The organism is Reichenbachiella versicolor (assembly GCF_003171675.1).
GTDB lineage: Bacteria > Bacteroidota > Bacteroidia > Cytophagales > Cyclobacteriaceae > Reichenbachiella > Reichenbachiella versicolor.
This window is the reverse complement of the sequence record NZ_QFZQ01000009.1, coordinates 54,258-67,130: the sequence shown is the minus strand read 5'-3', so window position 1 is coordinate 67,130 and position 12,873 is coordinate 54,258. Positions and strand designations below refer to the sequence as shown.

The window sequence follows — 12,873 nt, the reverse complement described above, 5'->3', positions numbered from 1 at the left end:
GATGAAGTTGAAGAAGCAAAAGAGAAAAATACTCCTACTGAAAAAAGAATACTTGATCTTATTCTTTACAACACTCTTGTGCTCTGTAAAGCAGGTCAGTTGGGCTCAACAGCAATTACTTGGGCAGTATTTTAATATAATGCAGACTTACGCCCCTGGACTGACAGGGGCTAATGATTATTTAGATATAAATCTAGGTACACGTCAACAATGGCGAAATACAGACGGGGCTCCAAAAAGTAACTTCTTTAATGCCAATAGTACGCTATTGGTCAATAGAATGAATCCTCATGAGTACAATTCTATTAGAGTCAGTGACATGTCTCCTTACAAGAAAAAAAATCTCAAGATGGGTGTAGGAGGTTATTTCATGCAAAATAGTGTTGGCCCAATCGATCGTACACACCTGATGGCCAGTACAGCTTTGCATGTTCTTGTTCTTAGAGACTCTTATCTGTCTCTCGGTATCTCTACAGGTTATATTCTAGAACAGGTTGATTTGAGAGATTTGACTGTACTAAATCCTAATAACGATCAAGTGTATCAAGCATATCTCTCTCAAGGAACAAGTGCCTCCTATATGGATAACCATATAGGTTTAGCGTTTTATTCTAGTAGATTTTACTTCTCGTATTCTATGATCTCATATTTAAACTCTAAATTGGGGCGAAATGAGGCTTTTAGGCAAAACTCAACAGATCTCACTCATAATTTTTTAGGTGGGGTACGTTTGAGTCTCAATCAATTTTTTGAACTAACACCCAACTTTTTCCTTAGAAAAACTCCCCAAACTCCTACTCTACTTGATGCTGGTGTTCGGTTGAGTTACATGAACGACCTGATGCTTGGATTGTCGTATCGAAACGACAAATCATTCATCTCAATGATACGAATAGCGTTTAAGAGTATTTATTCTGTTACCTATTCGTATGAATTTAAAACCGCTAACCAAAACGTAAGAGACTTAAATACACATGAACTAACCATTGGTGTTCAGCTATTTAATAATCAGAAATACAAACCCGTTTGGTAGACTTCTATGAAGACAGGATTTACATTTTTATTGGTTGCTTTCAATTTTTTCTTGTCGCAAGGGCAACATGAATTTAGAGACCACAAAAAGATGGATCTTGGTGGTTTTGAGCATACAGAATGCTCTTACCCCATTTTGAGCGCTGATCAAAATACGCTGTTTTTCGTCAGTACTTTTGCTAAGGATAATGTAGGTGGGGAAAAAGCTGGACAAGATATTTGGTTTTCTCAAAGGAATGATTCTTCACAGTGGACTCAAGCTTATAATTTGTTTGCTCTGAACAATAAGTTTAATAATATGGTAGTCGGAGTAAACGACATTGATAGCTCACTTTACCTTCTGAATACCTATTCTAGTCCAAACCGATGGAGATATGGAATATCTTCATCGAAAATGAAATCGGACAGTTCTTGGACCAGGCCATTAGAGCTGAATGCCACTTTCCCCATGGAAAGTCTACTAAGAAATTTCTTTATCAATCCAGAGGAAGGGGTAATCTTTCTTTCTATGAGAACCAGACATGGAAGAGGAAACGAAGATATTTATGTCTATCAACTAGATGGACCAAATTGGGTTGGCCCCATCCAAATTAGCAAAAGCGTTAATTCTAACGCATCAGAAATAGCACCTTTTTATGCCCCTCACCTAAAAACTCTCTTTTTCGCCAGTGATGGACACTCTGGAAAAGGAAGCTTTGATATATACATGAGTAAAAAGCTTGGTGATACTTGGACAGAATGGAGTGAACCCATCAACATGGGAGATACAATAAATAGTGAACGTTTTGATGCTTACTTTTCTACTTACCCATCAGGTGAGAGTTTTTTCGCAAGTAACAAAGGCGGAGGTAAATCCTCATTGTACACTGGTAAATTAGTTTTCAAAACTGATGAAGATAACGCTACAGATTCCATAGAACAAATTATAGAAACCATTGAACCAGAGACTATCAATATTGACACTATCCAATTGGTAGAAGTATCCGAAGACTTAGAAGTTATTGAAGAAGAAACTAGAAAAGGGTTTGCAATTCAAGTAATAGCTATGCCAAGAAATATGAAACCAGAACCTGAGTTTTTTATTCCTCTTGAAGATTCAGACGTCCAGATGTCTAGAGGTAAAGACGGCTTGGACAGGTACTATTTCGGGATATATGATAATCGCGAAACCGCTCTAAAGGCTATGAAATCTGTACGGGAAATTGGCTATAAGGACGCTTTCGTCAGAGCCTTAGCTAAGTACAAAATTTTATAAACTTTATTCTTAATAGATAAATCACTCCTAATTACTATAGTGTTTCTATTTGATTAGAAAGCTACTATCGTCAATCTATACTTTGAAAACCCTATTACGGATACACCACCACTGAACTAGTGGTTTCTCTCAAAGCAACTTCTACTACTGGAATACCGACATTTTTAATATCGGTGTAGAGTTGCTTACAAATATTCTCAGCACTGGTAGGAAAATCAAACACTTTAAGCTTCATCCCTAATGGAGTCAAAGCATTCAATAATTCTTTGTCTGAAGAATTGATGAATGTAATGTGATCGTATTCTTTGATTATAGGATCTATGTAATTATCAATATCTTCAAACAACATAGTAATACCTCTTCCATCCACTTCTTCAATAGAAAGTTTGACCTCTACATAATAGGTATGACCATGCAGGTTACTGCACTTATTTTCCAAATACTCATTTCGGTGAGCTGCGTAGAAGTGATATTTCTTAATTACTTTCAAATTCTCCTTAATCTAAAAAACTACCTTAGTCACAATTGACACAGCAACTAGAGGATGACTTAATTTCTCTTGGCTCATACTTAGCTGCCATTTCGGCCATAGCCTTGATATGCTCTGGCGTAGTCCCACAACAACCTCCAATGATATTGACCAGACCACCATCATGATACTCTTGAATCTGTTCAGTCATATCAGTAGGCGACTCATCATATTCTCCCATTTCATTTGGCAACCCTGCATTAGGATGAGCGCTGATGCCAAATTCGGAATTATTAGAGAGAATTTCTAAATATGGCTTCATCATTTTTGCCCCTAATGCACAATTGAAGCCTACCGATAGCAAATCCATGTGAGATACAGATGCCAAAAACGCCTCAGCTGTCTGTCCACTCAAAGTTCTACCTGATGCATCCGTGATCGTTCCTGAAACCATAATTGGTAGTTTCACTCCTCTCTCTTTGTAGGACTCTTCAATGGCAAAAAGGCAAGCTTTAGCGTTCAGAGTATCAAAGATAGTTTCAACCATTAATATATCCACACCTCCATCGATTAAGGCCCCTGCTTGTTCTTGATATGAAGCGACCATTTCGTCCCAAGTTACTGCTCTATACCCCGGATCATTCACATCAGGAGAAAGAGAAAGGGTTCTATTAGTTGGGCCAATTGTTCCAGCGACATATCTTGGTTTATTAGGATTTTTTTTCGTGTACTCATCCGCAATCTCTTTGGCTACTTTAGCAGACTCATAATTGATATCATACACGGCACTCTCTAATTTATAATCCGCCTGTGCAATAGAAGTACCAGAGAATGTATTGGTTTCAATAATGTCGGCTCCAGCCTCAAGATATACACCATGAATCTCTTTTAATATATCAGGACGTACCAGTCCAAGTAAATCATTGTTTCCTTTAAGTGGAACAGAGTGATTTTTGAATCTCTCTCCTCTAAAATCCTCTTCTTGTAACTTATAAGTTTGAATCAAAGACCCCATGGCTCCATCTAGTACAAGGATTTTTTCTTTTACTAATTCTCTTACATCTGGCTTATTCATCTAATTTCTTTTTAACTAATTTTTGACTAACCGTTGAATTCGAATGTAGTCTTGTCTATACTGTCTTTGATTTTTATCCCAATAACTGCTAACCTATCACGAATAAAATCAGCCATTTGAAAGTCTTTCTTTGATCGAGCATCGTTTCTGATTTCTGAAATAATCTCCATGACTTCTGGTAAATAATCATTTTCAGAACTCTCCTGAGGCTGAATACCTAACACATCACAGAAGAACCCTTTAAAAGTTCTTTTAAGTTGACTTAATGCTTCTTCAGTTACGTTGCTTTCTTTATTCTCAAACTTATTGGCCAGAGACATTAACTCAAATAAGCTAGCCAGCACCTGAGCGGTATTAAAATCATCATTCATTTTGACATAGCAGTTTTCACAAGCTGTCAAAATTTGTTGAGATAACTCATTATCAACGATCTTATCTGATTTTGATTCTAAACCACCTATTAACTCCAAACCTTTCTGAAGTTTATTACAAGCGATTTCTGCAGATTTAAGGGCTTCATTAGAAAAGTCAATTACACTCCCATAGTGTGCTTGTAACATTAAAAACCTAACTGTCATAGGATCATAAGCCTGTAGTAACAGCTCATGCTCACCACTGAACATCTGACCAAGTGTAATAAAATTACCTTTAGACTTAGCCATTTTCTGTCCCTTTAATGTCATCATATTATTGTGCAACCAATAATTGACAGGAGTACATCCGAAGGCAGCATAGCTCTGTGCAATTTCAGCTTCGTGATGAGGGAATTTAAGATCCATACCTCCACCATGAATATCGAATGGTAGTCCTAAATATTTTTTACTCATCGCTGTACATTCAATATGCCAACCTGGAAACCCCTTACCCCAAGGAGAAGACCACTGCATGATATGAGACGCTTCTGCTCTCTTCCACAGCGCAAAGTCTGCAGGGTTCTTTTTTTCTTGCTGACCCTCAAGGTCTCGACTGCCAGCCATCAACTCATCTAATACCCTCCCAGACAATTCTCCATAATGGTATTTATCTGCGTAAGCATTCACATCCAAATAAACTGAACCATTGGATTCATAAGCCATGCCATTGGATAGAATTTCCTGAATAACTTCTATTTGCTCAGTAATATGACCGGAAGCAGTTGGTTCGATAGAAGGTGGCAATACATTAAGCTTTGCCATCGTATCACGATACAGATTGGTGTACCTCTGTGCTACCTCCATTGGTTCCAGCTGTTCTAATCGTGCTTTCTTAATGATTTTATCCTCTCCCTGATCTGCTAGTTCATCTTCAAGATGGCCAACATCCGTTATATTGCGAACATATCTGACTTTAAGACCTAGAAAAGAAAAATAGCGATAGATCACATCAAAAGTAATCGCCGATCTGGCATGTCCCAAATGTGGTTCACCGTACACGGTAGGTCCACATACGTACATACCTACCCTTCCTTCGCTAATAGGTTTGAATAACTCTTTATCTCCACTAAGAGTATTTTTAATATAAATATCTTGACTAAATGAATCCAAATTTACTCTGAGCTAAAAGCTTTATTTTTAGAAAATTGTTTTAGGTTTTAACGACACCAATCTGTTATCGTGAAATTGATCATGACATGGAGTCAATAGGCCAATTATCCTTATATCCCTCTACCCAGAAGTCTGTATCTAATTCATCATCCGTACTTAAACAAGCATCCAAATCTGACTTAATAGCCTGTTCATCCATTTCATGTCCAATGAATACTAACTCATTTTTTCTATCCCCATACCTAACGTCCCAACCAGACTGAATATCTTCTTGATTTTCTAAAAAGCTTGGATACATTATTCTTTGATCAAAAGGCATACTACTCCACCAGACACCTGCACTATTGACATCATGTATTCCTCCTGCTTGACCCCAAGAAAGCGCTTGATCTGGGCGCGAAGCCAACCAAAACAATCCTTTACTTCTTATTATCGAATTAGGAAAATCATTCTCTACATAATTATATAACCTAATCGGATCAAATGGTTTTATACTTCTGTACACGAATGAGGTAATTCCATACTCTTCAGTTTCAGGAGTATGTTCTTCTTTATTCAGTTCCTCTTCCCATCCAGGAGCTTGTTCTGCTTCGTCAAAATTGAATAATCCTGTATTTAAGATTTTCTGAGGTTCTACCTTACTATATGATGATTCTATAATCTTGGCCGTAGGGTTGAGTTTTTTTAAAGTAGAGCGAAGGACACCTAAATTTTTCTCATCAACTAGATCCGCTTTATTCAGAATAATAACATTCGCGAATTCAACTTGGTCGGTCAAAAGATGAACAATCGTACGATCATCTCCAGCAATATCTGTTAAATCTCGATCTACCAAAAGGTCTGGGCTACCAAAGTCTTTGAAGAAATTGAACGCATCTACCACTGTCACCATTGTATCTATATAACTGAACTGCGAAAGATCAATTCCGTTTTCATCATCCACAAAACTGAAAGTTTGTGCTACTGGAATTGGTTCACTAATACCTGTACTTTCTATTAACAGATAGTCAAACCTATTTTCTTTTGCCAATCGTTCTACCTCTACCATCAAGTCTTCTCTCAACGTACAGCAAATACAGCCATTACTCATCTCTACGAGTTTTTCTTCAGTCCTCGAGAGTGTGTTTTCATTTTTCACTAGATCAGCATCGACATTTACTTCGCTCATGTCATTGACTATGACCGCTACTTTCAATCCTTCCTTATTGTGCAAAACATGGTTTAAAAGAGTGGTCTTACCTGCTCCCAAAAAACCACTAAGAACAGTAACGGGTAACTTATTATTGTTTGGCATTATCTTCAGCTTAATTTTTTTAATACAAAAGCACTTATTCTGTTATTGCATTCCTTCTACAAATTGGAGTCCCTCTTTCTCAACCTTCAATTCACGATAAAAGCAGGCCTTTCGGTGTCTTTCGTTACTACCATAAGTATGACATACTCCATCTCCCAATAGTGTCACTTGATACACTAAAGCATCTTGATCACAATCTACCAATATGTTATCCATCTTTAAAGTATCTCCTGAGGTCTCACCTTTGGTCCAAAGTGTATTTCGAGAAGTACTCCAAAACGTAGCTAAACCAGTCTTGATCGTTTTCTCAAATGCTTCTTTGTTGACAGATGCTAACATGAGAATTTGGCCCGTCGCAGTCTCCTGAACAGCTACCGGAAGCAAACCTCCCCTTTTTTCAAATTGTAATAGAAGGTCAAGTCCTTCCTCCAGTTCTTCTGTAGAATACTTAAAAGGCTTATTCATCTTTTGCTTTTTTAGGAACAGGATCATATCCGTATGTACCATATGGGTGACACTTACTGAGTCTTTTCAATCCAAGAACTATCCCTTTAAATACTCCCCATTCTTGAATGGCTTCTAGCATATATCCTGAGCATGTAGGAGTATGTCGACATGATGATGGGAAGTAAGGAGATATACCTATTTGATAAAATCGAATAGCTCCTATGGCTAAGAACTTAGCTATGTATTTCAAAATGTGCACCTTTATGAAATTTTTTACAAATGTAAACGCAATTAGCTAACGCAACAATGTTGCATTAGTTTAAGTTTCAATACTCTTTCTTGATTGACTTATGGTTTGCTTTGTATAAAACTAATAGAGTTTATCCTTGGATAAACCTTCTATTCAACTTTTTAGCACCTCTCAAAGAGGTTTTAGACAAAGACGCTATTTTCTATAGGTTACCTAAAAAGTACCTAACTTGAAAACATTGTTCAAAAATGAAATCCTGAACTTATTTTAGCTATTCCTTCACTCAAAGAGTATTGCTTTTATTTCTTAGTAAAATCCTTGTAAAGCATACTTGGCTGTATCCCTTCATTATTTTGATACTTACCACTTTCATATTGAGTATAGTCACCATCGAGGTGGTGATAATATATCTGACATATTTCAACACTTGGATAAATTATCAAGGGTTGAACCACAAATATTTCTAAAGTCCAAAAACCATTAAATCCAACATCGCCAAAACCCGCAGTCACGTGAACAAACATTCCTAGCCTACCTATGCTACTTCTACCTTCTAGCATAGGAACGAGATTGTCAGTTTTGGTATGTTCTAGTGTACGGCCTAGATAAAGTTTTCCTGGTTCCAATTGAAGACCACTCTCAGGAATAGTCAGTTTGGTCACCTTATTCTCAACTTTCATATCTAAGACATGATTGTCGTAGACAGCTAACTCATCATGAAGTCGAAGGTTATAGCTATTAGGGTTCAATTGATTAGGATTATAGGGCTCTATCCTAATATCCTTTCCCATTCGCTCTTTAATCTCTAGACCACTTAATATCATTACGTATTGGTTTTTCTAATTTGAAGTTCCCGCCGCTATATTAAGTCAATATTACTTATTACTCTGCATCAATTCATTAATCTTGTTTTCTATTGAACGAATTTCAAGAAGTAAGTGCTCTTGCAGTTTCAAATGTTGATCAGGAGATAGCTTAACTTCTACCTCATGATTATGATCATGCCCTGAATGATCATGCTCTTCTTCTATGCCTGGAACTTCAATCAATTGCCCATCCCATTCTTTGACTTGTAATTCAATTGAATCAATTTCAGCTTTATTTTCTTCTTGATATTCTGCCGTTCTAAGCATAGTAAGTTGGTCATTTAATTGAGCTCGTACTAAAACCGATTTTTTATGAACCTCATACGCTTCTTGAAGAATTTTATTTGACTTATCAGAATGACCACAAGCCATAACCGATACTATTATCAATAAAGAGAAAAATGCTCTCTTAATAAAAACTTCAAGGCTAGAGTAAAGATTCGATCCAAAACACATATCAATTATTATTTATCCTGTTTGAGTTACTCCTTTAAAAATCAAGAGAAAGGTTTGTCTAGCAGAAAACAAAATAACCATATATTCAACCTTCTTCTTTTTATTGGAATGATACTTATTCGATAACAGCAAATATATTTTAGGCATGGATAATCGCAACATTGTTGCATTAGAAGTTTTCCATACCGTCAAAAACTAACAGGAAATCAAAACCAATCGAGTGTATGACTTAACATCTAAATAAGATTATCCCAAGTTGACTACTTGACAATTCTCGCCAAGATGAAACTGCTCTAGGCTTTTTCAGTTATATCTTTGACATTGAATTCGGATAGATGAAAAAAACTGTAGTAATAACTGGTGGTTCCTCAGGAATAGGTAGAGCATGTGCGGAGCTATATGCTACCAAAGGATTTTACGTCGTGTTTACAGGACGAGAAGAGGAACGACTAAAACATGTCCTACAGTCAATAGAGGAAAAAGGTGGAGAAGCTGATTATATAGTAAAAGATGCTGCTAATACAGATGGAGCAAAAAAAGTCATTGACTTCGCCATAAAAAAATACGGAACACTGGACGTACTTATTTGTAATGCTGGTGTCTCTCAACGTGCGATGTTCGAAGATGTTGATCTAGATGTATTTGAGGAAATTATGAAAATCAACCTTATGGGAACTGTTAAATATGTAAAGTTTGCTCTTCCCTATCTCGTCAAATCCCAAGGATCTATTGTTGGTGTGTCTTCTATCAACGGGTATAGAGGCACCCCTGGACGTACAGCCTACTCTGCTTCAAAATTTGCGATGCAAGGTTTTTTTGAATCCTTGAGACTCGAAATGAAAGCAAAAGGAGTACATGTGATGGTAATTAATCCAGGCTATACTAGTACAAACATCCGTAAGTTTGCCCTTAGAGGTGATGGAGTTGTACAAGGAGAGTCTCCACGCGACGAGTCCAAGATGATGAGTGCTGAAAAGGTGGCAAAATACCTATACTATGGTCAAACTCATCATCGGCGAGATGTAATTCTTACACTTCTCGGAAAAGCACTGATCTTCTTGAATAAGCGCTTCCCTAGGTGGATGGACAGAACAGTCTATCGCGTAATGAAAAAAGAAGACCCTGAGTTATTCACCCGGTAATCAACTTGCTACAAGCTTAATTTTTTCATTTCGAATGTACACTTCTTTCTCTTGCCAAGAGATCTTAGTCCAAACATCAGTTTGATCAAGTACTTTCACTCTATGTCCTTTATCAATTACCTCTACCAAATCTGCTCCTGATGACGGGGCACTCATCAAATAAGCATGACTGTCTATTACTATCCCTCTTGCGGGTGCTAATTGGAAATTAATCGCAAACCAAAAAAGGACGAGAAGCACCAAAGCACCAATAGCATATGGAGTAGCGTTAGTTTTGGATTTCAACTTTCTATAGACAATTACAAACAATAGGAACAGGATCACCGAAAATACTATCATGTAGAAAACAATGGCATTTCTATTGACATACCCTACAATAAACTCTGTATCATCACTAGTATACCCAAATAACTGTTTCTCTTGAGCTATATCTTCCATTTTGTACCGAGCTCTCTTATCGGCACTATGACGGTAATACTTATTAAGATAAAGTAAAGCCTCACTGTAATCTCCTAGTCCTTCTTTAATGTAGGCCATTTTCAAAAGCATCTGATCCGTCGCTTGGTGGTCTGATTCTAATATTTGAGCATACAATTCAAACGACTCTGTGTATTTTTTTTCCTTAAAAAGGGAATCAGCTTTGGTTAAAACATGATTAACCTCCTGGGAAAGAGAAGAGTACGGTACAGAGATAAATACTACTGAAAATATTAGAAATAAAAGAGATAGTAATTTTTGTCTTTTGTTCATCTGATTGATAGCTTTGCATCCGCAAAATAAAGGAACGGCTTACAAAGTTGAAAAGTTCTTTTAAAAATTGCAAGATTCGTTAGCTCAGTTGGTAGAGCAACGCCCTTTTAAGGCGTGGGTCCTGGGTTCGAGCCCCAGACGAATCACAATCCCGAAACAGTCGGGATTTTTTATTGGTTTGATTCGTTAGCTCAGTTGGTAGAGCAACGCCCTTTTAAGGCGTGGGTCCTGGGTTCGAGCCCCAGACGAATCACAATCTCGAAACTGTCGAGATTTTTATTGGTTCGATTCGTTAGCTCAGTTGGTAGAGCAACGCCCTTTTAAGGCGTGGGTCCTGGGTTCGAGCCCCAGACGAATCACTTCAAGGCCTCAGTAGTATCTGGGGCTTTTTTATTCCCAAAACCATGCATAGTACAAGTCTATAAAGAAACAAGATATACCCCTGCTCCTACCCTCTTGTAATATCTTTTTGTACCGAAGCCCGATAACTACTCCCTATCGGTAGTCTGCGATCCTGAATCTCAACAAAACTACTTCCGATCACAGACACCTTAGATCTTGAAACAGCATAAGACCTGTGAATCCTGACAAAGTCATCAACTGGCAACATGTCTAAAAAACTTGCCAACGAGGTCTTCAATAAAAGATTACTATCCTCAAAATGTATTCGTACATAATCTTTTAAACTTTCTACGAACAGGATCTGATCAATCTCTATACGATAGTGCTTTTTATTGATGTTAAGAAATATGTGTGATCTATGTGGTGATGGGTTGTCTGCTGATTCCTGTTGATATTTATTGAGTCGTTGATGATATTTTTCTACAGAATGAAGGAATCTATCGAAAGATATAGGTTTAAGAAGATAGTCTATGACATCAAATTCATAACTTTCCAAAGCATAGTCACGATAGGCCGTGGTTAAAATTACGGACGGTGGATGCTTTAATGTCTTGAGAAACTCCAGCCCTGTCAGCTTAGGCATCTGAATATCCAAAAAAATCAAATCAACACTCTTTGTTCTTAGTACATTCAGTGCTTTTATAGCGTTAGGGCTCGTGTCTACCACTTCCAAATCCTCTATAAGACTGATATGCTTCTTCAGCAATTCTATTGCAGGCGGTTCATCATCTACTAAAAGACATCGTATTGCCATAGTACTACACACTAATTTGTAAAGATGTCACAAAGAAACCATTCTCCTCATTCACTGTTATTTCATGTCGATCAGAATAAGTCAATTTAAGTTGCTTTTTTATATTAACTAATCCTATACCTCCAGACTCACTGGATTTTTCGTCTGGAAGACTTGATGCATGAGCTGCAGTGTTTCTAATGTCCAAGTTGACCGTATTTGAGTATTGTTTCAAATTAACTTCTATTAGAGCCTCATCGATGTTCTCGGTAGTCCCATGCTTGAAGGCATTTTCTACTAGTGACAAGATGATGAGCGGAGCAATTTTAACAGAGCTATCCTCTATATTCTTATTAAAATCCACATTCAATTGATCACCATGTCTTACTTTCTCAAGTTCCAAATAGTTTTCAATAGTCTTGACCTCATCACCCAGAGCAACAAGAGTTTTCTGACTCTTGTACAAAGCATAATCCAGAATCTCGGATAGTCTTAAGATAATGTCTGGAGCCTTGGGAGAACCTGTTATTACAAATGAATAAAGGTTATTTAGAGTATTGAATAGGAAATGTGGATTGAGTTGAGATTTAAGATACTTTAGTTCTGCTTCTACTTTTTCTCTATTGAGTTCTTCAAGTTCCTCCTTTTCCCTGAGTGCCTTTCGATGAGATTTAATGAATAGTATAGCCGCGGCTGGTGTGTAGAATTTAATGCTTTTGGCTAGAAACTCTGAGGTGTGTAAAAACCAACTTTGCTCATTATGATGTTCACCCCCTAAAAACTCCACACCTATGTATTTGCAAGAGTAACTAATGAAAGAACTGCTTAATATCAAGCTTAATGCAAAAAGCAGGTATTTCCTCTTGTTCAGAAAAAAGGGTATCTGCCAATAATCGAGGAGATAATATGCTACCATGAATAGAGGTACGTTCACCAAATTATATTGAACGCGAGATTCCAAATTCTCTTCATAAGAAAACATGATGGTGTAAAACACAAAAACACACAACCAAAAAACAATATGCTTCAGAGTCTTGGACATATACGAATACTGGTAAGATTTAACACGGGACAATAGGTATTAGATATAGTTTCCAGACTCTAGAGTCGGAAAGCTTCATTTTCAAATCTATCGATCTAAATGTACAAATTATGACCTCTTTTTAGAATTAACACTGC

14 protein-coding genes and 3 tRNA genes are annotated in these 12,873 nt (G+C 37.1%); 6 read left to right on the top strand and 11 right to left on the bottom strand.

Annotated elements, in window-relative coordinates; all coding sequences use genetic code 11:
- Position 1: 1 nt before the first annotated feature.
- Positions 2 to 1,033, top strand: coding sequence for a PorP/SprF family type IX secretion system membrane protein (locus tag DKG80_RS17340; RefSeq protein ID WP_109832642.1), 1,032 nt, complete (start codon positions 2 to 4; stop codon positions 1,031 to 1,033).
- A 6-nt stretch (positions 1,034 to 1,039) separates the two neighbouring features.
- Positions 1,040 to 2,287: a glycosyltransferase family protein gene (locus DKG80_RS17335; RefSeq protein ID WP_109832641.1), complete on the top strand. Its 1,248-nt coding sequence runs from the start codon at positions 1,040 to 1,042 to the stop codon at positions 2,285 to 2,287.
- Between the two features lie 94 nt (positions 2,288 to 2,381).
- On the opposite strand, the gene DKG80_RS17330 is transcribed toward DKG80_RS17335, so the two are convergent.
- The 8 genes from DKG80_RS17330 to DKG80_RS17295 all read right to left on the bottom strand — a co-directional run bounded on the left by DKG80_RS17330 (position 2,382) and on the right by DKG80_RS17295 (position 8,667).
- Positions 2,382 to 2,777, bottom strand: coding sequence for a 6-carboxytetrahydropterin synthase (locus DKG80_RS17330; RefSeq protein ID WP_162555954.1), 396 nt, complete (start codon positions 2,775 to 2,777; stop codon positions 2,382 to 2,384).
- A gap of 25 nt (positions 2,778 to 2,802) precedes the next feature.
- Positions 2,803 to 3,831, bottom strand: a complete 1,029-nt coding sequence (locus tag DKG80_RS17325; RefSeq protein WP_109832639.1) for a homocysteine S-methyltransferase family protein — start codon at positions 3,829 to 3,831, stop codon at positions 2,803 to 2,805.
- 26 nt (positions 3,832 to 3,857) lie between these two features.
- A complete protein-coding gene (gene cysS / locus DKG80_RS17320) occupies positions 3,858 to 5,354 on the bottom strand; it encodes a cysteine--tRNA ligase (RefSeq protein ID WP_109832638.1) in 1,497 nt (498 codons plus the stop codon).
- Between the two features lie 79 nt (positions 5,355 to 5,433).
- Complete coding sequence (locus DKG80_RS17315) at positions 5,434 to 6,648, bottom strand: GTP-binding protein (protein WP_109832637.1); 1,215 nt, start codon at positions 6,646 to 6,648, stop codon at positions 5,434 to 5,436.
- 42 nt (positions 6,649 to 6,690) lie between these two features.
- Positions 6,691 to 7,113 carry a phosphoribosyl-AMP cyclohydrolase gene (locus DKG80_RS17310; protein ID WP_109832636.1) on the bottom strand — a complete coding sequence of 141 codons (423 nt, stop codon included), beginning with the start codon at positions 7,111 to 7,113 and terminating at the stop codon, positions 6,691 to 6,693.
- Positions 7,106 to 7,345: a membrane protein insertion efficiency factor YidD gene (gene yidD / locus DKG80_RS17305; protein ID WP_394342255.1), complete on the bottom strand. Its 240-nt coding sequence runs from the start codon at positions 7,343 to 7,345 to the stop codon at positions 7,106 to 7,108. The genes DKG80_RS17310 and yidD overlap by 8 nt, the downstream gene beginning before the upstream one ends.
- Positions 7,346 to 7,644: 299 nt before the next feature.
- The gene (gene dcd / locus DKG80_RS17300) at positions 7,645 to 8,169 is read right to left on the bottom strand and encodes a dCTP deaminase (RefSeq protein WP_109832635.1); all 525 of its coding nucleotides are present in this window, start codon (positions 8,167 to 8,169) and stop codon (positions 7,645 to 7,647) included.
- Positions 8,170 to 8,220: 51 nt separating this feature from the next.
- Entirely contained in the window at positions 8,221 to 8,667 is a 447-nt protein-coding gene (locus DKG80_RS17295; protein ID WP_109832634.1) for a hypothetical protein, read from the bottom strand.
- Between the two features lie 335 nt (positions 8,668 to 9,002).
- On the opposite strand from DKG80_RS17295, the gene DKG80_RS17290 reads away from it, so the two are divergent.
- Entirely contained in the window at positions 9,003 to 9,809 is an 807-nt protein-coding gene (locus DKG80_RS17290; RefSeq protein ID WP_109832633.1) for an SDR family oxidoreductase, read from the top strand.
- On the opposite strand, the gene DKG80_RS17285 is transcribed toward DKG80_RS17290, so the two are convergent.
- Complete coding sequence (locus tag DKG80_RS17285) at positions 9,810 to 10,559, bottom strand: SH3 domain-containing protein (protein ID WP_109832632.1); 750 nt, start codon at positions 10,557 to 10,559, stop codon at positions 9,810 to 9,812.
- Between the two features lie 73 nt (positions 10,560 to 10,632).
- On the opposite strand from DKG80_RS17285, the gene DKG80_RS17280 reads away from it, so the two are divergent.
- The 3 genes from DKG80_RS17280 to DKG80_RS17270 all read left to right on the top strand — a co-directional run bounded on the left by DKG80_RS17280 (position 10,633) and on the right by DKG80_RS17270 (position 10,918).
- A tRNA-Lys gene (locus DKG80_RS17280) sits at positions 10,633 to 10,705 on the top strand.
- Between the two features lie 34 nt (positions 10,706 to 10,739).
- Positions 10,740 to 10,812 (top strand) — tRNA-Lys (locus tag DKG80_RS17275).
- Positions 10,813 to 10,845: 33 nt separating this feature from the next.
- Positions 10,846 to 10,918 (top strand) — tRNA-Lys (locus DKG80_RS17270).
- A gap of 89 nt (positions 10,919 to 11,007) precedes the next feature.
- Here the strand turns inward: DKG80_RS17270 and DKG80_RS17265 are convergent.
- Both DKG80_RS17265 and DKG80_RS17260 read right to left on the bottom strand, forming a co-directional pair.
- Entirely contained in the window at positions 11,008 to 11,715 is a 708-nt protein-coding gene (locus DKG80_RS17265; RefSeq protein ID WP_109832631.1) for a LytR/AlgR family response regulator transcription factor, read from the bottom strand.
- 4 nt (positions 11,716 to 11,719) lie between these two features.
- Positions 11,720 to 12,481 carry a sensor histidine kinase gene (locus DKG80_RS17260; RefSeq protein ID WP_162555953.1) on the bottom strand — a complete coding sequence of 254 codons (762 nt, stop codon included), beginning with the start codon at positions 12,479 to 12,481 and terminating at the stop codon, positions 11,720 to 11,722.
- Between the last annotated feature and the right edge of the window lie 392 nt (positions 12,482 to 12,873).

Excerpts from the sequence above, each read along its gene's own strand:
- DKG80_RS17340 (WP_109832642.1), top strand. The coding sequence starts at position 2 with ATGAAGTTGAAGAAGCAAAAGAGAAAAATACTCCTACTGAAAAAAGAA.
- DKG80_RS17335 (WP_109832641.1), top strand. The coding sequence starts at position 1,040 with ATGAAGACAGGATTTACATTTTTATTGGTTGCTTTCAATTTTTTCTTG.
- DKG80_RS17325 (WP_109832639.1), bottom strand. The coding sequence starts at position 3,831 with ATGAATAAGCCAGATGTAAGAGAATTAGTAAAAGAAAAAATCCTTGTA.
- DKG80_RS17315 (WP_109832637.1), bottom strand. The coding sequence starts at position 6,648 with ATGCCAAACAATAATAAGTTACCCGTTACTGTTCTTAGTGGTTTTTTG.
- DKG80_RS17310 (WP_109832636.1), bottom strand. The coding sequence starts at position 7,113 with ATGAATAAGCCTTTTAAGTATTCTACAGAAGAACTGGAGGAAGGACTT.
- dcd (WP_109832635.1), bottom strand. The coding sequence starts at position 8,169 with ATGATATTAAGTGGTCTAGAGATTAAAGAGCGAATGGGAAAGGATATT.
- DKG80_RS17295 (WP_109832634.1), bottom strand. The coding sequence starts at position 8,667 with ATGTGTTTTGGATCGAATCTTTACTCTAGCCTTGAAGTTTTTATTAAG.
- DKG80_RS17290 (WP_109832633.1), top strand. The coding sequence starts at position 9,003 with ATGAAAAAAACTGTAGTAATAACTGGTGGTTCCTCAGGAATAGGTAGA.
- DKG80_RS17285 (WP_109832632.1), bottom strand. The coding sequence starts at position 10,559 with ATGAACAAAAGACAAAAATTACTATCTCTTTTATTTCTAATATTTTCA.
- DKG80_RS17265 (WP_109832631.1), bottom strand. The coding sequence starts at position 11,715 with ATGGCAATACGATGTCTTTTAGTAGATGATGAACCGCCTGCAATAGAA.